Raw genomic sequence first — 25,899 nt, 5'->3', positions numbered from 1 at the left:
GAGCTCCTATCGCGCCGGAGGATCAACAATCCTTGTGCCGAAGGTTCGTTGGTCCCTGGCGAATCGCTGGCTCTTCCAGGTTCACCCCGGCCAGGACATGCTGCAAACCCGAAGCGGCCCGCCGCCGACCGGGCGACCGGCCCCGGGCGGACGGCCTGTTGACTCGGAGGTCAGAGCAGGCCTTGCCCAACTGCCCTGGTTCTGTGACACGCTTGTCGATGGGAGCGCAGTGCAGCAGTGTGCCGGGGCGTTGGCGGGCCAGTGGTCTGCCGCAGATCCCCTCGATCCACTTGGTGCCCGCGGGCTGTCGATGTCGGTGTGCTTGATCGCGCCCAGCTCGGTGATGTCGAGGCGGTTGGTACCCGACGGCGATCACCCTGGCGTTGGGTGCGGCCTCGTGCGCCTTGGCCGGCATCCGGACGTACTCGTCCTGGACCCCGGCGGGCTTGTCCTCGATGCTCTCCTCCCCCACGGGAGGGCTGGTGTAGTACTCGCGGCAGGACTTGCCGGGCGTCGCGCCCAGTTGGAGGCACTTGAGGAGCATGCCGCCGAAGGGCAGGCTGTCGCCGCCGACGGCGATGGTGACGACGTCGGTCTTGTCGTTGAGCTTCGCCCGCCGGATCCGCGGGTCCACTGCGGGCCAGCCTTCGGCGGGGGGGGCCGGACCGGGCTGATCGGTGTCTGCCTGGTGCCGGCGATGTCGGCGATGGTGGCGCTGCCGCAGCTGACGTTGGTCAGGTGGACCGGCCTGCCCGGCGGGAACTCGTCGAGCTCCCGTCCAACGCATCCACGCCTCTCCATTCGCTTCATGCAGCCATTCGACTACGCGGTGAACATAGCGAGGGCATGTGTCGCCGCCGGACGGGTGCGGCGAATGAACCACTCACGCGTCTTCTCCTGAGGCTCTGGGCCGCGGTGAGTGCGCCGAGTGGCCGACGAAGGCGTCGCCGACCCTCTTGTGCGCGCCCGGCGAACCTCAAATGTTGCTCTGAAGCCGGCGCGGGCGGGGTTCGGGGGCGGGCGGGGTGGGCCATACCCCCCTCGTGGAGAGGGGGGCGGGGATGGATCGGCTGGGGACGGGGATCGGCTGGCGGCCCGAGATCGCCGAGGCCGTGGAGCGCATGCCCGGCGTCGACTGGGTGGAGGTCGTGGCGGAAAACGTCTGCCCGGGCCATCTCCCGGCGTCGCTGCGGCGGTTGCGGGAGCGCGGGGTGGCGGTGGTGCCGCACGGTGTCTCGCTCGGTCTCGGGGGTGCGGAGCGGCCCGACGAGGGGCGGCTGACGGCCCTCGCGGAACGCGCGGCGGCGCTCGGGGCACCGCTGGTCAGCGAGCACATCGCGTTCGTCCGGGCGGGCGGCCCGCTCACCGCCTCGCCGCGCCTCGAAGCGGGCCATCTGCTGCCCGTGCCGCGCACCCGGGACGCGCTCGACGTGCTCTGCGCGAACGTGCGGATCGCGCAGGAGGCGCTGCCGGTGCCGCTGGCCGTGGAGAACATCGCCGCGCTGTTCTCCTGGCCGGGCGAGGAGCTGACCGAGGGGCAGTTCCTGTACGAGCTGGCCGAGCGGACCGGCGTACGGCTCCTCGTCGACGTGGCCAATCTGCACACCAACCACGTCAACCGCGGCGAGGACCCCGCCGAGGCGCTGGCCGAGCTGCCCCTGGAGGCCATCGCGTACGTGCACGTCGCGGGTGGCTTCGAGCGCGACGGCGTCTGGCACGACAGCCACGCGCACCCCGTGCCCGACGCCGTGCTCGGCATCCTCGCCGACCTCGCCTCCCGGGTCGCCCCGCCCGGGGTGCTGCTGGAACGCGACGAGAACTTCCCCGAACCAGCCGAGCTGGAGCGGGAGTTGGGTGCCATCAGGGAGGTCGTGGGGGCGTGCGGGGCCGCCGCCGGGGATGCTCTCGGGGGGCGTGGCGAGGCGGTGGACCCCGGGGTAGCGCGGCAGCGGCTCGGGGTCGCGCAGGCCGCCGTGCTGTCCTCGCTGGTCGCCGGGACTCCGGTGCCGGAGGGGTTCGACCGGGTGCGGATGGGGGTGCAGGCGCGGGCGCTGGCGAGCAAGCGGGCGGACGTGGTGGCGAAGGTGGCGCCGGAGTTGCCGGTGCTGCTGGGCGCGGGGTACCGGGGGGCGTTCCTGGAGTACGCGCGGGAGTCCCCGATGCGCGGCGGGTACCGGCGGGACGCGCTCGACTTCGCCGCCTTCCTGCTGGAGCACCGGCGGCCGGGGGTACCGCGGCGGGAGTTGCGGGACTGGTGGCTGGACCGGGCGGGACCGGCACCGCGGGGGCGGCTCGCACGGACCGCGGGACGGGTGCTGGCGCGCAGGCGGCACCCTTGGTCCGGAGCCGGCGCCCCACCGCTCACAAACGGAACGTCACATACCGGCAACACTATGTCCACATGGTGAAAAGAGCATGGCATCCGCCCGGACCCCTGGCATACAAAAAACCTCATGTTCTGGCTCCTCCTCCTGCTCCTGGCCTGGGCGTTCGCCGGTACGGCCTGTACGCGTCTGTGTCTGACGGCGGTCCGCGCCGCGGACTCGGACCCCGGTGCCGGAGGTGAGGACGGGGTACCGGATCTGACCCTGTACGAGGCGGCGTTCCTGTCCGGGGGACCCGAGCGGGTCGCCGATGTCACCCTCGTCTCCATGGCACGCCAGCGACGGCTGCTCCTCGCGCACACCGGCTGGGCCACGGTCGTGGACCCGTGCGGGCGGGACGAGATCGAACGGTCCGTCATAGGTGCCATAGGTCCGCAGGGGCAGTCCCGGATCGCGCCGGTACGGGCCCGCGCGGCCGGCACGGACGAGGTGCGGCGGCTCGCCGACCGTCTCGTGCGCACCGGCCTCGCCGTGCCCGAGGGCGCTTTGGCCGTCGGCACCGCCGTGCGCCACGTGCGGGCCGCCGCACTGGCCGTGGCCGTCCTCGGCGCGGCCGCGCTGCTGCTGCCCCCGCAGACCGGCACCTCGCGGCCGATGGTCGGCCTGTGGTTCGCCCTGCCGCTCGTCCTGACGCTGAGCTGCCTCGCCATAGCCCGCTTCGAGGTGCACCCGTACTCGCCGTGGGCCTCCGCGGCCGGTCAGCGGCGGCTGGGCACACTGCTGCGCCGGCGGCGGCCCGGTGAGGAGCCGTCCCTCCTCACCGCGGTCGCCCTGCGCGGCATCCGCGCGATCGGCGAGCCCGAGCTGCGCGCGGCGTTCGCCCACCGCGACGCGCCGCCGCGGGAGTAGGGGGCGCATCGGGGCACCGGGGCCGACACCGGCCGGGTGGTGCTTGCCTTCCCCGGCAGCGGGCCGAAACATCCCTTGTGCCGTCGCCGGACGCACCGAAGGGATGCCCGTGAAGACCGTCGCCCTGTACTCGGCCGCCGGGGCCTTGCTGCTGACCACACTGGGCGCCGCCCCGGCGGGGGGCGCGACGGCCGTCCCCGGCGCCGCCGAGCTGCGCGGCACCCTCGTGGCCGCCGTCCGCGCCCGTACCGCGGGAATCCGCTTCGGCCCCTGCGACCCCGCCGACGTGCCACGGATCCCGCACTCCCCCGCCGGACTGCGCTGCGGCACCGTCGCCGTCCCGCTGGACTACGCCCACCCCGACGGCGCACGGATCCGGCTCACCGTCAGCCGCACCCCGGCCACCGGGAAGGACGGCGGGCGGACGGTGCCCCGGCGGGGCGCCCTCGTCTACAACCCGGGCGGTCCCGGCGCCTCCGGGATGTACTTCGCGCTGGCCGGCACGCTTCCCGCCTGGCGGCGGATCGCGGCGGCCTACGACCTCGTCGGCTACGCCCCGCGCGGCGTCGGCCGGTCGGCACCGCTGTCCTGCGAGGACCCGAAGCAGTACGGCAAGGCGCCCACCCAGGCGCCGACGCACCCCTCGGAGGCGTACAAGCGGCAGCGCGTCGCCGAGGCGAAGGCGTACGCGCGCGGCTGCGCCCGGCGCTCGGGCCCCGGCCTGCGCTTCTTCAACTCCCTCAACAACGCGCGGGACCTGGACGTCCTGCGGGCCGCGCTGGGCGAGCACCGGCTGACGTTCATGGGCGCGTCGTACGGCACCTACATCGGCGCGCTGTACGCGGCGATGTTCCCCGCCCATGTGCGGCGGATGGTGCTGGACTCGGCGGTGAACCCGGACCCGGAGAAGGTCTGGTACCGCGACAACCTCGACCAGTCGGCCGCGTTCGAGGAGCGCTGGGCGGACTTCCGGGACTGGATCGCCCGGCACGACGACGTGTACCGGCTCGGCGACACCCCGCGGAAGGTGCAGGCCGGTTACGACAGGGCCGCCGCGCGGCTGGCCCGGAAGCCGGCGGGCGGGAAGGTCGGCCCCGGGCAGTTGCAGAACGCGTTCCTGACGGCCGGGTACTACGACACCTACTGGCCGAGCCGGGCCGCCGCCCTCTCGGCGTATCTGCGCGGCGATCCGAAGCCGCTGATCGCGTCGGCCGCGCCGGGCCCCGGCTCGGCCGCGGCGGAGAACGGCGGCGCCGTCTACACGGCCGTCGAGTGCAACGACGCGCCCTGGCCCACCAGCTGGGCGGTGTGGGACCGGGACAACACCCGGCTGGCGCGGGTGGCGCCGTTCGAGACGTGGGACAACGCGTGGATGAACCTGCCCTGCGCCTACTGGCCCGCGCCCCGGCAGCGGCCGCTGGACGTGCGCACCGGCCCCGGCGAGCTGCCGCCGGTGCTGATCCTGGCGGCCGAGCGGGACGCGGCGGCGCCGTACGCGGGGGCGCTGGAGACGAACCGGCGGCTGGCCGGCTCCCGGCTGGTGACCGAGCGGGACGCGGGCACGCACGGCATCGGAGGCGGCCCCAACGCGTGCGTCGGCGCCTACCTGGACGGCTACCTGCTGGAGGACCGCCTCCCCGAACGGCACGCCTCCTGCGCGCCCCACGCGGAGCCCGAACCGGACGCCCGCCGGAGCTGACCGGCGGGGAACGGCGGGCGGACGGGCCCTTACGCCAGGTCGGCCACCAGCTGGGCGACGTCCTTGCGGCGGCCCGTGAAGAACGGGATCTCCTCGCGGACGTGCATCCGGGCCTCGGAGCCGCGCAGGTGGCGCATCAGGTCGACGATGCGGGCCAGCTCGTTGGCCTCGAAGGCGAGGATCCACTCGTAGTCGCCGAGCGAGAACGAGGCGACGGTGTTGGCGCGCACGTCCGGGAAGCCGCGGGCCATCTTGCCGTGGTCGGCGAGCATGCGGCGGCGGTCCTCGTCGGGCAGCAGGTACCAGTCGTAGGAGCGCACGAAGGGGTAGACGCTCACGTAGTCGCGGGGCGTCTCGTCGGCGAGGAACGCCGGGATGTGCGAGCGGTTGAACTCGGCCGGGCGGTGCAGCGCCATGTTGGACCACACCGGCTCCAGCGCACGGCCCAGCTTGGTGCGGCGGAAGAGGTTGTACGCCTCCTGGAGCTGGTCGCTGGTCTCGGCGTGCCACCAGATCATCAGGTCCGCGTCGGCCCGCATGCCGGACAGGTCGTACGTGCCGCGGATGGTCACGTCCTTGGCGGCGAGCTGGTCGAACAGCTCCTGGACCTCGTCCGCGTAACCCGCGCGGTCGGCCGGCAGCACGTCCTTCAGCTTGAAGACGGACCACAGGGTGTAGCGGATGACATCGTTGAGGTCCTTGGCCAGCTTGCCCTTGTTGGGGATCCTGCCGGACTCGATGATGGGGGCGTCGTCACTCATGTTCCTATTCTCCCGCTCCGCCGTGAAGGCTCTGCACCGGGTTGGCCGTCAGTTCCTCGACCCCGCTGAGATCCCCGGACAGCTGGTCCACGGCCGCGTGGGCACTGGCGATGCACGCCGGGACACCCACGCCGTCGTACTGCGCGCCGCACACCGCGAGGCCCGGCAGCTTCGCGATGTGCTCACGGACCCGGGCCACGCGCGCGTGGTGCCCGACCGGGTACTGCGGCAGCCCGTCGGTCCAGCGGGTGACGCGGGTCTCGACGGGGGCGGCCTCGACGCCGACGGCCTCGCGCAGGTCGTGCCGGGAGACCTCGACCAGGTCGGTGTCGTCCCGGCCGAGCACCGCGGTCTCGCCGTACCGTCCGACGGAGGTGCGCAGCACGACCGTCTCCGGGTCCTCCTCGGCGATCCAGCCCCACTTCTGCGAGGCGAAGGTGGAGGCCTTGATGGTGCGTCCGTCGACGGGCGGGACCAGGAAGCCGCTGCCCTCGGGCAGGGACAGGTCGGCGCGCCGGTAGGCGAGGGTGATCAGGGCCATCGAGGCGTACTCGACGGCGGACAGTTCGGCGGCGGCCGCCGGGCACTCCGCGCGCAGCAGCCGCGCGGCGGCCGGGGCGGGTACGGCGACGACCACGGCGTCGGCGCGCAGCTCGCGCTCCCCGGCGGTGACGCGCCAGCCGCCCGCGGGCTCGCGGCGCAGTGCGGTGACCGGGGTGCCGGTGAGGATCTCGCCGCCGTGCGCCCGCACCGATTCGGCGACCGCGAGCGGCAGGGTGCCCACACCGCCCTCGATGCCCATGAAGACGGGCCCGGTCTGCCGGTTCGCCGCCGCCTTGGCCTGGATCTCGCGGACGCCCTCGGTGAGGGAGGTATGCGCGCGGGCGGCCTGGAAGAGCTGGGGGACGGCGGAGCGCATCGAGATGCGGTACGCGTCGCCCGCGTACACCCCGCCGAGCAGGGGCTCGACCAGGCGGTCCACGACCTCGCGGCCGAGCCGGGCCGCCACGTACTCCCCCACCGCCACGTCGTCGCCGACCTCGGTGCGGGGCAGTTCGGCGTCCCGCTCGATGCGGGCCAGGCCGTCGTCGGACAGGACTCCGGAGAGGGCGGCGGCGGTGCCGGGCACGCCCATCACATGGCCCTTGGGCATGGGGCGCAGGGCGCCCCGGGTCCAGATGGCGGCGCTCGCGACGGCGGGCGGCTGGAGCCGGTCGGCGAGGCCCACCTCGCGGGCGAGATCCACCGCCTCGGGCCGGCGGGCCAGCATCGACTCGGCGCCCAGGTCGACCCGGACGCCCGCGATCTCGCCGGGCAGCAGCTTGCCGCCGACCCGGTCGGCGGCCTCCAGGACCGTCACCCGCGCGCCGCGCGCCAGCAGCCGGTGCGCGGCGGCCAGCCCGGCGATGCCGGCTCCGATGACGACGACCTGCCCCGGACTCGTACCCGTTGTGCTCATGTCCCCCACTCTCTCAGACGCCGCCGACGGTCCTGGTAGGGCCACAGGTCCCCCGGTGCCGCGCGCCACGGTGAGCGTCTAGCGTTGCCCCCATGAGCGTGCATCAGGGGCGGGAGCGGCTGGTCGTCGTCGGCGGGGACGCGGCCGGCATGTCGGCGGCGTCGCAGGCGCGGCGGATGAAGGGGCCCGAGGAGCTGGAGATCGTGGCGTTCGAGCGCGGTCACTTCACCTCCTACTCGGCGTGCGGCATCCCGTACTGGGTGGGCGGCGCGGTCGCCGAGCGGGACGCGCTGATCGCCCGCACCCCCGAGGAGCACCGCGCCCGGGGCATCGACCTGCGGCTGCGCACCGAGGTCACGGAACTGGACGTGTCCGGCGGGCGGGTGCGGGCGCGGGACGTCGACTCCGGCGCCGAGTCGTGGACGTCGTACGACCGTCTGGTGATCGCCACCGGGGCCCGTCCGGTGCGCCCGGAGCTGCCGGGCGCGGACGCCCTCGGGGTGCACGGGGTGCAGACCCTGGACGACGGGCAGGCGCTGCTGGACACCCTGGCCGGGGTCCGTGGGCGGCGCGCGGTGGTCGTGGGCGCCGGGTACATCGGCGTGGAGATGGCCGAGGCCCTCATCGACCGGGGCTTCGAGGTGACGGTCGTCAACCGCGGCAAGGAGCCGATGTCGACCCTGGACCCGGACATGGGCCGCCTGGTGCACCGCGCCATGGAGGGCCTGGGCATCACCATGGTGAACGACGCCGAGGTCACCAAGATCCTCACCGGCCCGGACGGGCGGGTCCGCGCGGTGGCCACCCAGCACGCCGAGTACCCCGCCGACGTGGTGGTCCTCGGCATCGGCGTGCGCCCGCAGACCGCGCTCGCCCACGCCGCCGGGCTGCCGCTCGGCGCCCACGGCGGGCTGCTCACGGACCTGGCCATGCGGGTGCGCGGCCACGAGAACATCTGGGCGGGCGGCGACTGCGTGGAGGTGCTGAACCTGGTCTCCGGGCAGGAGCAGTACGTCCCGCTGGGCACCCACGCCAACAAGCACGGCCAGGTCATCGGCACCAACGCGGGCGGCGGCTACGCCACCTTCCCCGGGGTGGTCGGCACGGCGGTCAGCAAGGTCTGCGACCTGGAGATCGCCCGCACCGGGCTGCGCGAGAAGGACGCCCGCCGGGTGGGCCTGCGGTACGAGACGGTCACCATCGAGTCGACCAGCCGGGCGGGCTACTACCCGGGGGCCGCTCCGATGACGGTCAAGATGCTCGCCGAGCGCCGCACCGGACGGCTGCTGGGCGTGCAGATCGTGGGCCGGGAGGGGGCGGCGAAACGGGTGGACATCGCCGCGGTGGCGCTGACCGCGGGGCTGACCGTGGAGCAGATGACCGCCCTCGACCTCGGCTACGCGCCGCCGTTCTCGCCGGTGTGGGACCCGGTGCTGGTGGCGGCGCGCAAGGCGGCCGCGAAGGTGCGGGAAAGCTGACCGGCGCGGGGACCACCCGATTGGCCCAGGGCCCGGCGGGCACTACTGGTGTGTGGTCATCCCCGTCCATGACGTCAATCCGGTGCGCCGCACCCCCTGGGTGACGTACGCCCTGATCCTCGCGAACGTCCTCGTGTTCCTGTCCACGCCCGGCATGCCCGGCTCGGTGACCGGCGCGGAGAACCTCGCGCAGCTGTGCCATCTGGAAGCCTTCATGAACCGCTTCGCGGCGGTCCCGAGGGAGCTGGTGCACGGCCAGTTGCCGCATCTGGTGCCGACCGGCCAGGTGGGGCTCGGCCCGCACGGCCCGGGCTGTGTGGTGGCGCCGCCCGACTACCGGAAGTCGCCGCCGCTGTCGGTGTTCACGGCGATGTTCGTGCACGGCAGCTGGCTGCATCTGCTGGGGAACATGCTGTTCCTGCTGATCTTCGGCAACAACGTCGAGGACCGGATGGGCCACATCCGCTTCCTCCTCTTCTACGTCGTCTGCGGCTACGCGGCGGGATACGGCTTCGCGCTGCTCAACGCGGGCTCGGCCGACCCGCTGATCGGTGCGTCCGGCGCGATCGCCGGGGTGCTCGGCGCCTACATCGTGCTGTGGCCGAGGGCGCGGGTCTGGGTGCTGGTGCCGTTCCTGATCTTCCTTCCGCTGCGGCTGCCCGCCTGGCTGGTGCTGGGCTTCTGGTTCGTGCTCCAGGCCGTGTACTCGTCCGGGCAGGCGGTCTCGGACGCCGGGACGGTGGCGTACGCGGCCCATGTGATCGGCTTCCTGGCGGGCCTGCTGATCGCCCTGCCGCTCAAACCCGGCACCCCGCCCCCGCCGCAGCCGCCCGGCATCCTCTTCGGCGGCAGGGCGCGGCCACGGCAGGTCTGGTAGGCCCACCGGGGGCCCGGCCGCCGGAGCCGGTGCCCCCACCGACCATCCTGGGCCCGGCGGGCCGGCCGTTTCCCGCCTGCCGGCGCACTGTTCTGTTCCGACGGCGCACGGACGCGTGTCCGCCCGCGCGGTTTCTGCCTGCGGTTCTGCCTGGAGACGCGGGTGATCCGCTGCTTGGCTGTTCGGTGCGGGCGGGAACCCGGGCCTCGCCGATGCGGTCCGGTTGCGCTCCAGCGAGGTCGCTGCCCGTACGACGAGCCGTCCGGCCCAGCCGGGCACCGGCCGCGGCCCTCCCGGGCGCCACGCGGCCGGCCGTCCCGTTCCCGTCCGCCACAGCCCCGAAGCAACGCCCCCTGAGGGGAGAACAACTTGAGTACGGTGTTGACGACGGCCTCCGTGCCGGACCGGGACAAGGTCGTGTACTGGAACAACGCGGTGAGCAGGACGCTGGTGCCGATGACGGTCGCGCCGCGCGGCGACGGCCCGTTCGACGGCCGGATCGCCACCAACCGTCTCGGGTACCTCCAGGTCTCCACCATGGAGGCGGACGCCAACCGGGTCAGCCGCACCCCGGCGCTGATCGCCCGCTCGCCGCAGGAGCTGGTGGCGGTCGGCGTCCAGGTGTCCGGCACCGCCACCTTCATCCAGGACGGCCGCAGGACCGAAGTGGGCGAGGGCGACCTCGTCGTGTACGACACCACCCGGCCGTACTCCTTCGACTACCCGCAGCGGTTCACCACGCACATCTTCCAACTGCCCCGGCGCGTGCTGGGCCTGACGGACACCGACATCCGGCAGGTCACGGGCAACGCCATCGGCACCGGGGACGGCTTCGGCGCGATGCTGCTGCCGTTCCTGGCCACCCTGGCCTCCTCGGCGGACGGCTATCCGCCGGCCGTCGCGGACCGGCTGGCCGGCAACGTCGTCGACCTGTTCGCCACCCTGATAGCCGAGCGGGCCCATCCGGGCGGCCCGGACGCGGACACCGCCCGCGGCCACCTGCTGGCGCGCATCCGCGAGCACATCAACCGGAACCTGGGCGACCCGGACCTGTCACCGGAGAGCATCGCCCGCACCCACCGCATCTCCGTCCGGTACCTGCACCGGCTGTTCCAGGGCGAGGGCACCACCGTGGGCCGGCTCATCCAGCAGCGGCGCCTGGAGGAGTGCGGCCGGGAGCTGGCCCGCCGCGGCAGGACGACCCCCACCGTGTCCGCGGTGGCCCAGCGCTGGGGCTTCGTCAACCCCGCCCACTTCAGCCGGGCCTTCCGCGCGGCCTACGGGGTCTCCCCCCGTGACTGGCGCAACCAGCGCACCGCCCAGGAGGACGGCGGGCGGCCCGCGTCGGGCGCCCCCGTGCCCGGGACCTTCCCGAACCCGCGACCGGCGTCCGCGGCACCGGCCCGCCTGGCGGCCGTCCCGGTACCGGCCAACGGGTAAGGTCCCCGGTCGAAACGTCGCGGACCGCCCCGTGCCCGCGGCGGCGCCCCGGCCCGGCACCCGGCAGCCAGGCCGCGGACACCGCCGTCCCCCAGACGTCCCCCACCCCGAACAGCCCTTTTCGTCCTTCCGCCCCTCGGCCCCGCCGGCAGGAGATCGTGTGTCCGACTTCGCTCCCTCGTCCGTCCGGCACCCTGTCCTGGACCGCCCCACCCGAGCCCTGGTGGCCAGGCACGCCGGCCTGCCGTCGGCGGACGACCGGGACCCGGAACAGGCCCGGCTGGGGCTGGCCCGTCTCCAGGAGGAGGGCGACCCGCTCGACGAGGGGGCGACCTCCGCGGAATGGCTCGCGCTCCCCGGCGGGCCGACCGGGCACGTACGGGTGAAGGTGGTCAGGCCCGCCGACAGCGTCGGCGAGATCCCCGTCGTGCTGTTCCTGCACGGCCTCGGCTGGGTGCTCGGTGACGCCGGCACCCATGAGCGCCTGGTGCGCGAACTGGCGCTCGGCGCGGACGCGGCCGTGGTCTTCGTGGAGTACGAGCGCGCCCCCGAGGCGCGGTACCCGGTCGCCGTCGAGCAGTGCTACGCGGTCGCGCGGTGGATCCACGAGCAGGGCGCCGAGATCGGCCTGGACGGGAGCCGGATGGCCGCGGTGGGCGACTCCGCGGGCGCCAACCTGGTGGCGGCGCTGACCCTGCTCGCCAAGGAGCGCGGCGGGGTGCGGCTGCTCCAGCAGGTGCTGCTCTGCCCGGTCACCGACGCCGACTTCGACACCCCGTCGTACCGGGAGTTCGCCAAGGGCTACTTCCTCGGCCGGGAGACCATGCGCTGGTTCTGGGACCAGTACCTGCCCGACGTACGGCAGCGCAGCGAGGTCACCGCGTCGCCGTTGCAGGCATCCCTGGAGCAGCTCACCGGACTGCCCCCGACGCTGGTGGTCACCAGCGAGGCCGACGTGGTGCGCGACGAGGGCGAGGCCTACGCGGACAAGCTCCGCGCGGCCGGCGTGGCGGTGGTCTCGATGCGCTACCACGGGACGATCCACGGCTTCATGGTGCTCGCCCCGCTGCACGACACGGACGCCGCCCGGGCGGCCCGCATCCAGATCCTGGACACCGTTCACGTCGCCCTGCACCGGTACGGCGGCTGATCCGGGCGCCCGCACGGCGCGGTGGGAGCGTTCCCGGTCGCCGCCCGCACGCGGCCGGCCGAAGCGGCCCGTCACCCGCCGTCCGCCAGCAGTTCGGCGACCACGCGGTCCAGGTCGACGAACAGCCCCTCCGCCCCCGGCGGCACGACCGCGCGGGTCCGTTCCAGGAACGCGGTCACCGCCGGGACCGCGACGTACAGCACGGCCGCTCCGGCGCGGGACCTGACGACGATCCGCAGCGCGTGCCGGGGCCCGCAGTGCCAGGGCGTGACCAGGATGTCGCCGACGCCCGCCGGCCGGCTCAGCCCCTGTGTCAGGAGGCTGCGCGCGAACACCCAGTCGACCGTGCCGGTCGAGGTCATCCCGATGGAGAGGCACACGGCGTAGGGGTCCGACCGGTCGTAGCGGAGCTCGGCGGGCAGGGACACCGGCGGTTCGTCGGCGACGACGACGTGCACCACCACCTCGTCGGTGACCGAGGTTTCGGCGGCGCTGAAAAACGGCTGAGTCATGTCTTCCGTCCAGCAGGTTCTGAGGGGGTGGCGGTCTGCGCGACCGACCTTAGAACCGCCGGCGTACGCGGATTGCCGGGGAACGTACGGGGCGTTGCCCGTCAGGGCACCGGCCAGGGAAACGGCCCGTCGTACCGGTTTCGGCCACCGCGGGGTGCGGCTCACTCGGCGGGGAGCGAGTCCAGGATTTCCCGCGCGGTCGTCAGGGCCTCGGGGTCGACCGCGTCCTCGCCGAGGTCCAGGACCTGGCGGAGGCGGGAGCGGGCCTCCTCGGTCTCTCCCAGCTCGATCAGGGCCGGTCCCAGGTACACCAGCGCCTGGCCGGTCCGGTAGGTCAGGCCGATGCGCTCGGACCGGACCAGGGCGTCGCGGTAGTGGCCGGCGGCCTCCCGCCACCGCCCGAGGGCCGCGTGGTCACGACCGAGTGCGTGGGTCACATGGGCTCGGAAGGCATCGGCGACGTGCCCGCGCACCGGGCAGTCGGGCGCGTCGAGGAAGGCGATGACGCGCGTGTCCGTGGTCAGCGCCTCCTCGGCCCGGCCGAGCAGGCGCAGGGCGGCCGCGTGGCTCATCATGGCGTTCAGCCAGACCTCGTACGCGCCGACGGCTTCCGCCACTTTGATGGAGGCGAGGCATTTCTCGGCGGCGGCCCTGACCTCGCCGAGGTGCCGGTGCGCGCTCGCCGCGTGCATCAGTGCCGCGGCCTGCTGGGCGACGTCCTGTGCGCTGCGGGCGCATTCCAGCGCTTCGCCGGCCAGTTCGAGGGCCTCGCGGTAGCGGTGCTCGCAACAGATCAGCGCCCAGGAGCGCAGGTTGAGGTGGAGGGCCCGCAGTTTCGGGTCGTCCAGCGCGGCGGCGGCCTCGCTGGACAGCCGGTAGACCTCCGGCCAGTGCCCCCAGAAGATCCACAGGTCGCAGAACCACTCCATGGCGTCGGCGGTCCGCACCACCCGGGTGTGCTCGCCGCGCTGCGCGGCGCCGCGCAGCGCGGCGAGCCAGGCGGGAGCCTCGTTGCGGAGCCAGGCCTCGGCCTCCTCGGCGCTGCGCAGCGGGTCCGGGCCCCGCCAGGACGACGGCGGCTCCCCGTACCCGGGCTTGAACCAGCGGCCGGCGACCGTCGCGGTGTCCAGCAGCCACCCGCGCAGCCGGTCCTCGGCCGCCGCCCGCTCGGCGGGCGTCTCCTCGCGCGACAGCCGGGCGCGGCCGAACAGCCGGAGCAGGTCGTGCAGTTTGTAACGGCCGTTGAAGGCGACCTGCAGCAGCCCGGCCTCGATCAGCTCCTCCATCACGTCCTCGGCCTCGAACACTCCGGTCTCGCCCAGGGCCGCGCCGTAGGAGGCGGTCAGGTCGGGCGCCGGGACCAGGCTCAGCAGGCGCAGCAGCCGGGCGGCCTGGGGAGTGAGCTGCCGGTAGGACAGTTCGAAGGCGGCCTCCACCCGCACGTCCCCGACGGCGAGCGCGCCGAGCCTGCGCTCCTCGTCGGCCAGGCGCCGGGCCAGCCGGCCCACGCTCCACCCCGAGCGCACCGTCAGCCAGTTCCCCGCCACCCGCAGGGCCAGCGGCAGCCGTCCGCACAACTCGGCGACCCGGGCGACCGATGCGACCTCCGCGTCCGCGCGCTCGGCACCGAGGATCCGGCGCAGCAGCTCCACGGCCTCGGACTGTGCCATCTCGGACAACGCCAGCCGGTCGACGTCCTCCAGCCCCGACAGGGGCCGTCGGCTCGTGACCAGGACGAGGCTCTCCCCGCCCGCCGGCAGCAAGGGACGCACCTGCCCCTCGTCGCGGGCGTTGTCCAGCACCACCAGGCACCGGCGCTCGGCGAGCAGCGACCGCAGCAGCCCCGCATGGCCCGCCGCGTCCTCCCGCCCCAGTCGCCGGTCCGACACCCCCAGGGCCCTCAGCAGCTTCAGCAGGGCCTCGCCGGGGTCCACCGGGCCCGCCACGCCGTGCAGGTCCACCACGAAACAGCCGTCGGGGAACTCGCCCACCAGGTCCGCCGCGGCCTTCAGCGCCAGCGTCGTCTTCCCGCACCCCGGAGGACCCGAGACCACCGCCACCGACGCCCCCGCGCCGGTGCGGGCCCGTTCGGCCGCCTTCCGGAGGAACGCCAGCTCGGGGCCGCGCCCGGTGAAATCCCGCACGGACCGCTGCGGCACGGTCGAGGCGGACGCCACCGCACGCGTCGTACGCGTCGTACGCGCCGCACGCGCCGCCGCGATCAGCCCTTCGCGCTGCGCGTCCGCGAGGCCCAGCCCGTCCGCCAGCGCCACCACCGTGCGCCGCTGCGGGACCCGGCTGCGGCCCCGCTCCATGTCGCCGATCGCCCGGACGCTGACCCCCGACGCCTCGGCCAGCTCCTCCATCGTCAGCCGGCCCCGCCGGCGCAGTCCGCGCAGCACGGCCCCGAACGGACTCTCGTCCGACACGCCTTCTCCGTCTCCTCGCCCGACGGAAGAATAACGGCGTCCTCGCGGCCTTCGGCCGGGATGCCGGCCGCCGCCCGGGGACGTGGAGTGCGCCGAGCGCGCAGGGGTCGTGTGCCGACGGCGCACCGGCCGCGGAACCTCTCACGAGGAGGCCGTGGAAGCGGGAGGGGGCCTCGCCGGGGCCGCGGTGGGCTCCGCCGCACGCTCCGCCGCACACGCCGGTGCCCAGGACCGCCGGAAGGCGTCCTGGGCACCGGGCGCGCTCAAGCGCCTCATCGGGTGTTCGGCGGGCCGCGTGGGGCCGGCCGGGCCGCCCCCTTGGTCTCGGGCGCCCCTCAACTCCCCGCTCTCCACGCCCCCTTCATGGTGACCACGGCGGCGAGCAGCGCCGACAGGGCTCCGGTGGCCAGGGCGGGCGCCGGGGAGAACGACGACAGGAGGACCAGGGCGGCCGTGCCGAGGAAGGGCGCTCCCTGTGCGACGCTCCTGTGGTGGGGCCGCAGGTGCAGCGCCCAGACGGTGGTCAGGAAGACGGCCGCCGGTACGGCGACCATGGCGCCCGCGGTCTGCGGGGCGATGCCGGTGCGGTGGGTGACCTGGTCGGCCTCGACGGCCAGGCCCGCCCCGACGGCGGCGGCGGACGCGAAGATCAGGTAGTGGCCGTAGGCCCACCGGAACCTTCTGCCGGGCCCCCGGTGGGTGGTGGCGAGCAGGGTGTGGGCGGGCCGGGCGAAGTACAGCCACCACATGGCGAAGACCGTCAGCAGACCGCCCGCCGCCACCGCGCACAGCTGCCAGGTGCCGCGGTGCTCGTCGAAGGCGGTGCGCACGGCGGCCGTGGCGGAGGCGACGGACTCACCGAGCACGATCAGGGTGAACGACGCGTACCGCTCGGCGATGTGGTGCGGATGCCAGGGGGTCGTTCCGGCGGCCTGCGCCCACACCGGGACGCACACCTCCCCCGCCACCAGCAGCGCGACGCCGGCCGGCCGGACCGCCGCGGGCACCAACAGCAGCCCCACCCAGCCGAGCTGGCACGCCACCACCCCGGTGGCGAAGCGCAGCGCGGTACGGCGCCGCCGGGGGTCCGCCCGCGCGGCGCGCAGCCAGAGCCCGGCCAGCGCGCACCGCATCACCACGTACCCCAGGGTGATGACGCTCAGGTCGTCCCCGTCGAACGCCCGCAGCACCCCGGCCGCGAGGATCAGCGACCCGGTGATCTGGGCGAACACCGTCAACCGGTACGGGACGTCGTCCGGGTCGTAGGCGGAGGCGAACCAGGTGAGGTTCATCCAGGCCCACCACACGCTGAAGAAGACGATCCCGAAGTGCAGCACGCCCGCCGTGCCGTGCCCCGCGCCCACCGCGGCGCGCAGCCCGGCGGACGCCTGGCTCACGGCGACCGCGAAGCACAGGTCGAAGAGGAGCTCCAGGGAGGTGGCGACCCGGTGCTCCTCCCCGGGGTCCCGGGCCCGCATGGGGCCCGGCCCGCGCCTCCGCTCCGACGGCGCGCGCCGGACCGGGCTCACTTCTCCAGGAAGGCGAGGAGGGCCGCGTTGACCTCGTCGGCGTGGGTCCACAGCAGGCCGTGCGGGGCGCCCTCGATCTCCAGGTAGTCGGCGGACGGCAGCGCCCGGTGGAACGGCCGCGCGGTGCCCTCGGCGGGCAGGATGCGGTCGGCCGTGCCGTGCACGATCAGGGCCGGCACGTCGATGGCCGGGATGTCGGCCCGGAAGTCGGTGTACCAGGTCGACGGCGCGGCGGCCGCGGCGAAGAAGCCGCCGCCCGCCGCGACGTTCCAGCTGTTGCGGACGGCTTCCTCGCTGATCCGCGTGCCGAGGTTGTCGTCGAGGTTGTAGAAGTCCCGGAAGAAGTCGGTGTAGTACGCGTAGCGGTCCGCCTTCACGGCCGCGACGACGCCGTCGAAGAACTCCTGGGGCGCGACCCCGTCCGGGTTGTCGTCGGTCTTGAGCAGGCAGGGCTCCAGCGAGGCCAGGAAGGCGACCTTGGCCACGCGGTCGGAGCCGTACGCGGACACGTACCGGGCGACCTCGCCGGTGCCCATGGAGAAGCCGACCAGGACGGCGTCCCGCAGGTCGAGGGTCTCCAGCACGGTGTTCAGGTCGGCCGCGAAGGTGTCGTAGTCGTACCCGGTCGTCGGCTGGCTGGACTGCCCGAAGCCGCGGCGGTCGTAGGTGATCACGCGGTAGCCCGCGTCGAGCAGCACCGCGCTCTGCCGCTCCCAGGAGTGGCCGTCGAGCGGGAAGCCGTGGATGAGGACGACCGGCTGCCCGGTTCCGTGGTCCTCGTAGTAGAGGTCGATCGGGGTGGAGTTCTCCTGGCCCACGGTGATGTACGGCATGGCTGTGTGTTCTTTCTTCCGAAGTGTCTGGCGGGGGCGGTCAGCTCAGGGCCTGGCGGAGCCAGTGCCTGACGTCCGGGGTGACCGGGTCGGCGATGTCGGCGAACTCCTCGTGCTTGCGCAGGAACGACGCCACGTAGGGGCAGACCGGCACGACGCGCTTGCCCGCCCGCCGTACGTCGGTGAGGGCCTGCTCGACCAGGCGGGAGGCGAGGCCCTGTCCGGCGAAGGCGTCGCCGACCTCGGTGTGGTAGAAGACGCGCTGCTCGTCACGGTCCAGGTACTCGGTGAAACCCGCGAGTTCGCCGTCGACCAGGATCTCGTAGCGGTGTCTGTCCTCGACTCGTTCGACGACGGGGGCGGCGGGCGTGGCCATGTCAGGGTGCCTTTCCGGGGATCGGGACGCGTGACGGCCGGATGCCGGGTGGCCGCCGAGGCGGACCGGACCGCGGACCCACTCGGCCGCCGACGAGAACGCTAGGGTTCCTCGCCCGCCCGGTGTTGTCCCTGCGTGCACCGCGACCGGCTCACCAGCGCACCGCCGTGGGCGGCGGCGCGTCCTCGACGGCCGCCCGAAAACGCGTCCGGCCCCCGGCGGTGCCGGGGGCCGGAGGGTGTTCGCGCTGGTGGGTCAGCGGGCGGTCGCGCCGTGCACGTACTCCACGAGGCGGGTCAGCGCGTCCGGGTCGGTGGTGGGCAGCACACCGTGGCCGAGGTTGAAGACGTGCCCCTCCAGACCGGCGGCGGCGTCCAGCACCTCCTGGGCCTTGGTCTCGACGGCGTCCTTGCCGGCGAACAGCACGGTCGGGTCGAGGTTGCCCTGGAGCGCCTTGCCGGGGCCGACGCGGCGCACGGCCTCGTCCAGCGGGACGCGCCAGTCGACGCCGACGACGTCCGCGCCGGCCTCGCCCATCAGCCCCAGCAGCTCGCCGGTGCCGACGCCGAAGTGGATGCGCGGCACCCCGTACGGGGCGACCGCGTCGAAGACCTTCGCCGAGGCGGGCAGCACCGAGCGCCGGTAGTCGGCGGGGGCGAGCGCGCCGGCCCAGGAGTCGAAGAGCTGCACCGCGGAGGCGCCGGCCTCGATCTGCACCTTGAGGAAGGCGGTCGTGATGTCGGCGAGGCGGTCCAGCAGGTCGGCCCAGAGTTCGGGGTCGCCGTACATCATCGCCTTGGCGTTCTCGTACGTGCGCGAGGTGCCGCCCTCGACCAGGTAGCTGGCGAGGGTGAAGGGGGCGCCCGCGAAGCCGATCAGCGGGGTGGACCCCAGCTCGCGGGTGAGCATCCCGATGGCCTCGGTGACGTACGGGACGTCCTCGGGGGTGAGGTCGCGCAGCCGGGCCAGGTCGGCGCGGGTGCGGATGGGCTGCTCGACGACCGGGCCGACGCCGGGCTTGATGTCGAGGTCGAGGCCGATGGCCTTGAGCGGGACGACGATGTCGCTGTAGTAGATCGCCGCGTCCACGTGGTGCCGCCGCACCGGCTGGAGGGTGATCTCGGTGACCAGCTCGGGCCGCGTGCAGGACTCCAGCATGGGGACTCCCTCGCGCACCTTGCGGTACTCGGGCAGGGAGCGGCCGGCCTGGCGCATGAACCAGACGGGGGTGTGCGGCACGGGTTCGCGCCTGCACGCCTTGAGGAAGGCGCTGTCGTACGTCTCGGTCGGCTGCTTGCCCGCAAGGGCCTCGTTGGCGGTCACGGGAAAAGTCTCGCATGCCGCCGCGGGCGGCCGTGCGCAGGCGGCGAGGAAGCGCACGTCGCGGGGTGTCTTGCCTGCGCAGGGCCCCGGTTCCCCTTACTCTTCCCCGCATGGCTGCGGCTCACGGACGAATGTCGGAAGGCGCTGACGGATTGGGCGACGTGAAGGACACCGAAGAGGCGGACCGGCACTCGGGTGCCGCGGGTCCGCCGGCTTTCCGGGCCGCGGTCGACGCCCTGCGCGCCTGCCGGCTGCGGCCGCAGGTCGAGGTGGAGCCGACCCCCGCGCCGCAGCGGCTCGCGCCGTACGCGTACGCGCTGGAGGCGGTGGTGGTCGACGGCGACCAGGAGCTGGCGGACGGGCGCCTGGTGCTGCTGCACGACCCGGCCGGGCATGACGCGTGGCGGGGCACGTTCCGGCTGGTGACGCTGGTGCGGGCGGAGCTGGAGCCGGAGATGGCGGCCGATCCGCTGCTGCCGGAGGTGTGCTGGTCGTGGCTGACCGGGGCGCTCCAGGCGCGCGGCCTCGGCTACGGCGAGCCCAGCGGTACGGTCACGCGTGCCGGCTCCCACTACTTCGGCGGCCTCGCCGACCGGCCGCCCGCCTCGCAGATCGAGATCCGGGCGTCCTGGACGCCCCGCGAGGGGCTGGGCGGGGTACCGGACGCGGCGGCCCACCTGGCGTCCTGGTGCGATCTGCTGGCGCAGGTCGGGGGGCTGCCGCCGGCCGGTCCCGGCGACGCGTCCGTGGTGACGCTGCCGCAGCGCAGGGGTCCGCAGTCCCGGTGAGGTGACGGCCGGTTTCGGCCGTCGTCATCCTGTTGGGCGCCTTATTGACCATCTCTTTGTCGATACGGCCACATTGCGCACTCGAATCGCATCCGCTCGAACCGATTCGATCTTCGGGTGATCGATCGCGTGTCCGAATTGCGCAGATTGTTACTCACTAGATCGTGATCACTCCCTAAAGGCGGACACGTTTGCTGCCGAAGACGACTGTGACCTTGAAAGCACGGTTCGTCCCGGCTTCTTCCCCACAAGCCGGCCCCGTCCCCCCACCCAGGAGGCCTGGTGTCCGTTCTCCTTGAGCAACCCGCAAGCCTGGTCGCCTACCGCCCGAACAAGCCGACCGCCATGGTGGTCGTGGCCGACCCGCGCGTGCGCTCCACCGTCACCCGCCATCTGTGGGCGCTCGGTGTGCGCGACGTCATCGAGGCCTCGTCCATCGCGGAGGCTCGTCCCCGCATCGGCAACCCCCGCGACATCTGCGTCGCCGACGTCCACCTGCCCGACGGCTCCGGCCTGACCCTGCTGTCCGAGACCCGCGCGGCGGGCTGGCCCAACGGGCTCGCCCTCTCCGCCGCCGACGACATCGGCGCGGTCCGCAACGCCCTGGCCGGCGGGGTCAAGGGCTATGTCGTCACCGGCACCCGCACCAATATCGGACTCCCCGCCCGGCCCGGTGCCGCCCCCCTCGGCGCCGCCGCCCGTATGCACCGCCGCCCCCCGGGTGCCCCGAGCCACCCGGGCGGCTACCGCGAACTGTCCGGACGCGAGGTCGAGGTGCTGCGGCTGGTCGCGGAGGGCCAGTCGAACAAGGCCATCGGCGTCTCCATGGGCCTGTCCGCCCTCACCGTGAAGAGCCACCTCGCCCGTATCGCCCGCAAGCTGGGCACCGGTGACCGGGCCGGCATGGTCGCCGTGGCCCTGCGCACCGGAATCATCCACTGACCGCTGACGATGCCCCTTGACCACTTCCGGGGAGCGGCCGGTTCACCCGCGTGAACCGGCGGTTTCACCGCCCTGACTGGTTTACGACCCCTCGGCGCCCGTCGACGGAACGTTCCGGCGACGGGTGCTGTCCACGCATGGATACCCTTGACAGGTGACCGACGCCCAAGACACCGCAGCAGACAGCACCCGGCGCAGCAACGGAGAAACGCCTCCCGACGAGCCCGGATCTTCTGTGACGGAGGCGCCGACACCCCTTCTCGAACCCCGCGAGGGCATTCCGCCCGTGATCGCCGACGAGGCCTCGCTCGCCGAGGCGGTCGCCGCCTTCGCCGCCGGCTCGGGCCCCGTGGCCGTGGACGCCGAGCGCGCCTCCGGCTACCGCTACGGCCAGCGCGCCTATCTGGTGCAGCTGCGCCGCGAGGGCGCCGGCACCGCGCTGATCGACCCCGTCGCCTGCCCCGACCTCTCCGCCCTCGGCGAGGCGCTGTCCGGCGTCGAGTGGGTGCTGCACGCCGCCACCCAGGACCTGCCCTGCCTGCGCGAGATAGGCATGGTGCCGACCCGGCTGTTCGACACCGAGCTGGCCGGCCGGCTCGCCGGGTTCCCCCGGGTGGGCCTCGGCGCCATGGTGGAGAACGTCCTCGGCTTCGTCCTGGAGAAGGGCCACTCCGCCGTCGACTGGTCCACCCGCCCGCTGCCCGAGCCCTGGCTGCGCTACGCCGCGCTGGACGTGGAACTCCTGGTGGACCTGCGCGACGCCCTGGAGAAGGAGCTGGACCGGCAGGGCAAGCTGGAGTGGGCGCTCCAGGAGTTCGACGCGATCGCGAGCGCCCCGCCCGCCGAGCCCCGCAAGGAGCCCTGGCGCCGCACGTCCGGGATGCACAAGGTACGGCGCCGGCGGCAGCTGGCCGTCGTGCGGGAGCTGTGGGAGACGCGGGACCGCATCGCCCAGCGGCGTGACGTGTCGCCGGGCAAGGTGCTGCCGGACGCCGCGATCGTGGAGGCGGCGCTGGCCCTGCCGGGCAATGTGCACGCCCTCGCCGCGCTGAACGGGTTCGGGCACCGCACCGGGCGCCGGCAACTGGAGCAGTGGCAGACCGCCGTGGACCGGGCCAAGGCGCTGCCGGAGGCCGAGCTGCCGCAGCCGGGCCAGCCGGTGACGGGTCCGCCGCCGCCCAGGGCGTGGGCCGACAAGGACCCCTCGGCCGCGGCCCGCCTGTCCGCCGCGCGGGCCGCCGTGACCTCGCTGGCCGAGCGGCTCTCCATGCCCCAGGAGAACCTGGTCTCCCCGGACACGGTCCGCCGCCTGTGCTGGCAGCCGCCGGGTGTGATCGACGCCGGGACCGTCTCGGCCGCGCTGTCCGGCTACGGGGCGCGTCCCTGGCAGGTGGAACTGGTGACGCCCGTGCTGGTCGCGGCGCTGACCAAGGGCGCCTGACCGCCGCAGGGCGGAAGGACGCGGGACGACGGCCCGGGCACGCTCCGACGGGGGCGCGCCCGGGCCGTCGAGATCACGCCAACATGCCGACCGCCCTACTTACCGTGGTGTGACCTTCACCGCTGGCCCCGCTGGGACTGTGCAGCTACATTACTCGCAAGTAGCATGGGCTTAAGCAAGCGCTCAGCGTCCCGCACCATGGAGGAGAGCCATCGTGCCTCGTACCGTCAGGGACGTCGTCTTCGTCGACGGCGTCCGCACCCCGTTCGGCAAGGCGGGCCCGAAGGGCATCTACCACGAGACTCGCGCCGACGACCTCGTCGTGAAGGCGATCCGGGAGCTGCTGCGCCGCAACCCCGGCCTGGACCCCAAGCGGATCGACGAGGTCGCCATCGCCGCGACCACCCAGATCGGCGACCAGGGCCTCACCCTCGGCCGCACCGCCGGGATCCTCGCCGGTCTGCCGCAGTCCGTGCCCGGCTACTCCATCGACCGGATGTGCGCCGGCGCGCTGACCGCCGTGACGACCACCGCCGGTTCGATCGCGTTCGGCGCCTACGACGCCGTCATCGCCGGTGGCGTCGAGCACATGGGCCGCCACCCGATGGGCGAGGGCGTGGACCCGAACCCGCGGTTCGTGAGCGAGAAGCTGGTGGACGAGTCGGCCCTGTTCATGGGCATGACCGCCGAGAACCTGCACGACCGCTACCCGAGCATCACCAAGCAGCGCGCCGACGAGTACGCGGTGCGCTCGCAGGAGAAGGCCGCCAAGGCGTACGCCAACGGCAAGATCCAGCAGGACCTGGTGCCGATCTCGGTGCGCCGCACCAGCCCCGAGGGCGGGGAGACCGGCTGGGGTCTGGTGACCGCCGACGAGCCGATGCGCCCGGGCACCACCCTGGAGAACCTGGCGGGCCTGAAGACGCCGTTCCGCGTGCACGGCCGGGTCACCGCGGGCAACGCGGCCGGTCTGAACGACGGCGCCACCGCGTCGATCATCGCGTCCGAGGACTTCGCCCGCGAGAACGGCCTGCCGGTCAAGATGCGCCTCGTCTCCTACGCCTTCGCGGGCGTGGAGCCGGAGGTCATGGGCTACGGCCCGATCCCGGCCACCGAGAAGGCCCTCGCCAAGGCGGGCCTGTCCATCTCGGACATCGGCCTGTTCGAGATCAACGAGGCCTTCGCCGTCCAGGTCCTGGCCTTCCTGGAGCACTACGGCATCGCCGACGACGACGCACGCGTCAACCAGTACGGCGGCGCCATCGCGTTCGGCCACCCGCTGGCCTCCTCCGGCGTCCGTCTGATGACGCAGCTGGCCCGCCAGTTCGAGGAGCAGCCGAACGTCCGCTACGGCCTGACCACCATGTGCGTCGGCTTCGGCATGGGCGCGACGGTCATCTGGGAGAACCCGCACTTCGAGGGGGACAAGTGAGCACCACCGCCGAGCTTCTGAAGCAGGCCTCGGACCTGTTCCCCGACGAGGTCGTCACCAGCGCCCACGTACGCCACTTCGAGCTGCCCTTCGGCGCCGGCCGGTTCGCGCTGATCACGCTCGACAACGGCCTGGACCACACCAAGCCCACCACCTTCGGCCCGGCCTCGCTCGCGAACCTCGACACCGCGATCGACCAGGTCGAGAAGGAGGCGGCCGACGGTGAGATCGTCGGCATCGGCATCACCGGCAAGCCGTTCATCTTCGCGGTCGGCGCCGACCTCAAGGGCGTCGAGCTGCTGAAGGAGCACGAGCACGCGCTCGCCATCGGCAAGGGCGGCCACGAGGTCTTCAAGCGGCTGTCCAAGCTCGCCGTGCCGACCTTCGCCTACTACAACGGCGCGGCCATGGGCGGCGGCGTCGAGGTCGGCCTGCACTGCACCTACCGGACCGTCTCCAAGGCGCTCCCCGCGTTCTCGCTGCCCGAGGTCTTCCTCGGCCTGGTGCCCGGCTGGGGCGGCTGCACCCTGCTGCCGAACCTGATCGGCGCCGACAAGGCCGTCTCGGTCGTCATCGAGAACTCGCTGAACCAGAACAAGCAGCTCAAGGGCAAGCAGGTCTTCGAACTCGGCATCGCCGACGCGCTGTTCGAGGGTGCCGACTTCCTGGAGCAGTCGCTGATCTGGACCGCCAAGGTCCTCAAGGGCGACGTCAAGGTCGAGCGCCCGGAGGTCGACCGCGGCGAGGCCTGGGACCAGGCCGTGGCCAAGGGCCGCTTCATCGCCGACTCCAAGGTGCACGGCGCGGCCCCGGCCGCCTACCGCGCCCTGGACATCATCGAGGCCGCCAAGAACGGCGACTTCCAGCAGGGCTTCGACGCCGAGGACCAGGCGCTCGCCGACCTGATCATGGGCGGCGAACTGCGCGCCGGCATCTACGCGTTCAACCTGGTGCAGAAGCGCGGCAAGCGGCCGGCGGGCGCCCCGGACAAGAACCTGGCCCGCCCGGTCACCAAGGTGGGCGTCGTCGGCGCCGGTCTGATGGCCAGCCAGCTCGCGCTGCTCTTCCTGCGCCGCCTGGAGGTGCCGGTCGTGCTGACCGACATCGACCAGGAGCGCGTCGACAAGGGTGTGGGCTACGTCCACGCCGAGATCGACAAGCTGCTCGGCAAGGGCCGGATCAACCAGGACAAGGCCAACCGCCTCAAGGCGCTGGTCACCGGTGTCCTGGACAAGGCCGAGGGCTTCGCGGACGCGGACTTCGTCATCGAGGCCGTGTTCGAGGAGATGAGCGTCAAGCAGAAGGTGTTCGCGGAGGTCGAGGCGGTCGCCCCGGCGCACGCGATCCTCGCGACCAACACCTCCTCGCTGTCGGTGTCGGAGATGGCGTCGAAGCTCCGGCACCCCGAGCGGGTCGTGGGCTTCCACTTCTTCAACCCGGTCGCGATCCTGCCGCTGCTGGAGATCGTCCGCGGCGAGCAGACCGACGACGCCTCCCTGGCCACCGCCTTCGCGGTCGCCAAGAAGCTGAAGAAGACCGCGGTGCTGGTCAAGGACGCCCCGGCGTTCGTCGTCAACCGCATCCTGACCCGCTTCATGGGCGAGATCCAGAACGTCATCGACGAGGGCACCCCGGTCGCCGTCGCCGAGAAGGCGGTCGAGCCGCTGGGCCTGCCGATGTCGCCGCTGGTCCTGCTGGAGCTGGTCGGCCCGGCGATCGGTCTGCACGTCTCGGAGACCCTCAACCGGGCCTTCCCGGACCGCTTCACGGTGTCCCCGAACCTCAAGGCCGTGGTCGACGCGGGCAAGCGCGGCTTCTACGTCTACGACAGCGGCAAGCCGGAGCTGGACCCGGAGGTCGCCGCGCTGCTGAAGCAGGGCGACGCCGTGCTGACCGAGGAGCAGGTGCGCACGCGCGTCCTGGACGCGGTGGCGCAGGAGATCGGGCTCATGCTCGACGAGGGCGTCGTCGCCGAGGCCCAGGATATCGACCTGTGCCTGATCACGGGCGCCGGCTGGCCCTTCCACCTGGGCGGCATCACGCCGTACCTGGACCGTGAGGGCGTCTCGGAGCGCGTGAACGGCAAGAAGTTCCTGGCCCCGGGCGTGGCCAGCGTCCCGGCGTAACACCGGAACACGGCAGGAAGGGCCCCCGCGGCGGCGGGGGCCCTTTCGCATGCCCGGTGGGGGCCTCGGGA

At 73.5% G+C, this 25,899-nt stretch carries 21 protein-coding genes; 12 read left to right on the top strand and 9 right to left on the bottom strand.

Going from position 1 to position 25,899, the window contains the following annotated elements; translation table 11 throughout:
- Positions 1-22 precede the first annotated feature (22 nt).
- Positions 23-634, bottom strand: coding sequence for an SGNH/GDSL hydrolase family protein (locus tag BLW85_RS29635; RefSeq protein WP_244174926.1), 612 nt, complete (start codon positions 632-634; stop codon positions 23-25).
- A 427-nt stretch (positions 635-1,061) separates the two neighbouring features.
- Between BLW85_RS29635 and BLW85_RS29630 the strand changes: the two genes are divergently transcribed.
- The 3 genes from BLW85_RS29630 (at position 1,062) to BLW85_RS29620 (ending at position 4,932) form a co-directional block, all read left to right on the top strand.
- Positions 1,062-2,408 carry an MbnB/TglH/ChrH family RiPP precursor modification enzyme gene (locus BLW85_RS29630; RefSeq protein WP_079172452.1) on the top strand — a complete coding sequence of 449 codons (1,347 nt, stop codon included), beginning with the start codon at positions 1,062-1,064 and terminating at the stop codon, positions 2,406-2,408.
- 45 nt (positions 2,409-2,453) lie between these two features.
- Positions 2,454-3,233, top strand: coding sequence for a TIGR04222 domain-containing membrane protein (locus BLW85_RS29625; protein ID WP_074993886.1), 780 nt, complete (start codon positions 2,454-2,456; stop codon positions 3,231-3,233).
- A 109-nt stretch (positions 3,234-3,342) separates the two neighbouring features.
- Complete coding sequence (locus tag BLW85_RS29620) at positions 3,343-4,932, top strand: alpha/beta hydrolase (RefSeq protein ID WP_074996251.1); 1,590 nt, start codon at positions 3,343-3,345, stop codon at positions 4,930-4,932.
- Positions 4,933-4,961: 29 nt separating this feature from the next.
- On the opposite strand, the gene hemQ is transcribed toward BLW85_RS29620, so the two are convergent.
- Entirely contained in the window at positions 4,962-5,693 is a 732-nt protein-coding gene (gene hemQ / locus BLW85_RS29615) for a hydrogen peroxide-dependent heme synthase (RefSeq protein ID WP_074993884.1), read from the bottom strand.
- Between the two features lie 4 nt (positions 5,694-5,697).
- Complete coding sequence (hemG, locus tag BLW85_RS29610) at positions 5,698-7,152, bottom strand: protoporphyrinogen oxidase (protein ID WP_074993881.1); 1,455 nt, start codon at positions 7,150-7,152, stop codon at positions 5,698-5,700.
- A gap of 92 nt (positions 7,153-7,244) precedes the next feature.
- Here hemG and BLW85_RS29605 point away from each other — a divergent pair, with 92 nt between their 5' ends.
- The 4 genes from BLW85_RS29605 (at position 7,245) to BLW85_RS29590 (ending at position 12,097) form a co-directional block, all read left to right on the top strand.
- Positions 7,245-8,630, top strand: coding sequence for an FAD-dependent oxidoreductase (locus BLW85_RS29605; RefSeq protein ID WP_074993879.1), 1,386 nt, complete (start codon positions 7,245-7,247; stop codon positions 8,628-8,630).
- Positions 8,631-8,682: 52 nt separating this feature from the next.
- Positions 8,683-9,507: a rhomboid family intramembrane serine protease gene (locus BLW85_RS29600; protein WP_070025494.1), complete on the top strand. Its 825-nt coding sequence runs from the start codon at positions 8,683-8,685 to the stop codon at positions 9,505-9,507.
- A 369-nt stretch (positions 9,508-9,876) separates the two neighbouring features.
- Positions 9,877-10,947 carry an AraC-like ligand-binding domain-containing protein gene (locus BLW85_RS29595; RefSeq protein WP_079172451.1) on the top strand — a complete coding sequence of 357 codons (1,071 nt, stop codon included), beginning with the start codon at positions 9,877-9,879 and terminating at the stop codon, positions 10,945-10,947.
- A gap of 160 nt (positions 10,948-11,107) precedes the next feature.
- Complete coding sequence (locus BLW85_RS29590; protein WP_070025493.1) at positions 11,108-12,097, top strand: alpha/beta hydrolase; 990 nt, start codon at positions 11,108-11,110, stop codon at positions 12,095-12,097.
- Between the two features lie 71 nt (positions 12,098-12,168).
- Here the strand turns inward: BLW85_RS29590 and BLW85_RS29585 are convergent, their stop codons facing one another.
- From BLW85_RS29585 to hemE, 6 genes are all read right to left on the bottom strand, one after another.
- Positions 12,169-12,609 (bottom strand): SsgA family sporulation/cell division regulator, encoded by a 441-nt coding sequence (locus BLW85_RS29585; RefSeq protein ID WP_074993877.1) that lies wholly within the window; start codon positions 12,607-12,609, stop codon positions 12,169-12,171.
- 161 nt (positions 12,610-12,770) lie between these two features.
- Positions 12,771-15,038: an ATP-binding protein gene (locus BLW85_RS29580; protein WP_074993875.1), complete on the bottom strand. Its 2,268-nt coding sequence runs from the start codon at positions 15,036-15,038 to the stop codon at positions 12,771-12,773.
- Positions 15,039-15,373: 335 nt separating this feature from the next.
- Positions 15,374-16,516, bottom strand: coding sequence for a low temperature requirement protein A (locus BLW85_RS29575; protein ID WP_074993873.1), 1,143 nt, complete (start codon positions 16,514-16,516; stop codon positions 15,374-15,376).
- A gap of 47 nt (positions 16,517-16,563) precedes the next feature.
- Positions 16,564-17,400 carry an alpha/beta fold hydrolase gene (locus tag BLW85_RS29570; protein ID WP_074993871.1) on the bottom strand — a complete coding sequence of 279 codons (837 nt, stop codon included), beginning with the start codon at positions 17,398-17,400 and terminating at the stop codon, positions 16,564-16,566.
- Between the two features lie 40 nt (positions 17,401-17,440).
- A complete protein-coding gene (locus tag BLW85_RS29565) occupies positions 17,441-17,776 on the bottom strand; it encodes a GNAT family N-acetyltransferase (RefSeq protein ID WP_070025489.1) in 336 nt (111 codons plus the stop codon).
- A 255-nt stretch (positions 17,777-18,031) separates the two neighbouring features.
- On the bottom strand, positions 18,032-19,099 hold the full coding sequence (gene hemE, locus BLW85_RS29560) for a uroporphyrinogen decarboxylase (protein ID WP_070025488.1): 1,068 nt from the start codon (positions 19,097-19,099) through the stop codon (positions 18,032-18,034).
- Between the two features lie 110 nt (positions 19,100-19,209).
- Here hemE and BLW85_RS29555 point away from each other — a divergent pair, with 110 nt between their 5' ends.
- The 5 genes from BLW85_RS29555 to BLW85_RS29535 all read left to right on the top strand — a co-directional run bounded on the left by BLW85_RS29555 (position 19,210) and on the right by BLW85_RS29535 (position 25,828).
- Positions 19,210-19,887 (top strand): DUF3000 domain-containing protein, encoded by a 678-nt coding sequence (locus BLW85_RS29555; RefSeq protein WP_071828566.1) that lies wholly within the window; start codon positions 19,210-19,212, stop codon positions 19,885-19,887.
- Positions 19,888-20,169: 282 nt separating this feature from the next.
- On the top strand, positions 20,170-20,829 hold the full coding sequence (locus BLW85_RS29550) for a response regulator transcription factor (protein WP_014675646.1): 660 nt from the start codon (positions 20,170-20,172) through the stop codon (positions 20,827-20,829).
- Positions 20,830-20,983: 154 nt separating this feature from the next.
- A complete protein-coding gene (locus BLW85_RS29545; protein ID WP_074993869.1) occupies positions 20,984-22,270 on the top strand; it encodes a ribonuclease D in 1,287 nt (428 codons plus the stop codon).
- Between the two features lie 214 nt (positions 22,271-22,484).
- Positions 22,485-23,702, top strand: a complete 1,218-nt coding sequence (locus BLW85_RS29540) for a thiolase family protein (protein ID WP_074993867.1) — start codon at positions 22,485-22,487, stop codon at positions 23,700-23,702.
- Positions 23,699-25,828 carry a 3-hydroxyacyl-CoA dehydrogenase NAD-binding domain-containing protein gene (locus tag BLW85_RS29535; protein ID WP_074993865.1) on the top strand — a complete coding sequence of 710 codons (2,130 nt, stop codon included), beginning with the start codon at positions 23,699-23,701 and terminating at the stop codon, positions 25,826-25,828. The genes BLW85_RS29540 and BLW85_RS29535 overlap by 4 nt, the downstream gene beginning before the upstream one ends.
- Positions 25,829-25,899 lie beyond the last annotated feature (71 nt).

This window comes from Streptomyces misionensis (assembly GCF_900104815.1).
Taxonomy (GTDB): Bacteria; Actinomycetota; Actinomycetes; order Streptomycetales; family Streptomycetaceae; genus Streptomyces; species Streptomyces misionensis.
Note: the sequence above shows the minus strand (reverse complement) of the source record. Positions and strands in the feature narration are given on the sequence as shown.

Bases quoted from the DNA above. Each gene is read 5' to 3' on its own strand.
- BLW85_RS29605 (WP_074993879.1), top strand. From the start codon at position 7,245: ATGAGCGTGCATCAGGGGCGGGAGCGGCTGGTCGTCGTCGGCGGGGAC.
- BLW85_RS29555 (WP_071828566.1), top strand. From the start codon at position 19,210: ATGGCTGCGGCTCACGGACGAATGTCGGAAGGCGCTGACGGATTGGGC.
- hemG (WP_074993881.1), bottom strand. From the start codon at position 7,152: ATGAGCACAACGGGTACGAGTCCGGGGCAGGTCGTCGTCATCGGAGCC.
- BLW85_RS29570 (WP_074993871.1), bottom strand. From the start codon at position 17,400: ATGCCGTACATCACCGTGGGCCAGGAGAACTCCACCCCGATCGACCTC.
- hemQ (WP_074993884.1), bottom strand. From the start codon at position 5,693: ATGAGTGACGACGCCCCCATCATCGAGTCCGGCAGGATCCCCAACAAG.
- BLW85_RS29565 (WP_070025489.1), bottom strand. From the start codon at position 17,776: ATGGCCACGCCCGCCGCCCCCGTCGTCGAACGAGTCGAGGACAGACAC.
- BLW85_RS29585 (WP_074993877.1), bottom strand. From the start codon at position 12,609: ATGACTCAGCCGTTTTTCAGCGCCGCCGAAACCTCGGTCACCGACGAG.
- BLW85_RS29630 (WP_079172452.1), top strand. From the start codon at position 1,062: ATGGATCGGCTGGGGACGGGGATCGGCTGGCGGCCCGAGATCGCCGAG.
- BLW85_RS29625 (WP_074993886.1), top strand. From the start codon at position 2,454: ATGTTCTGGCTCCTCCTCCTGCTCCTGGCCTGGGCGTTCGCCGGTACG.
- BLW85_RS29575 (WP_074993873.1), bottom strand. From the start codon at position 16,516: ATGCGGGCCCGGGACCCCGGGGAGGAGCACCGGGTCGCCACCTCCCTG.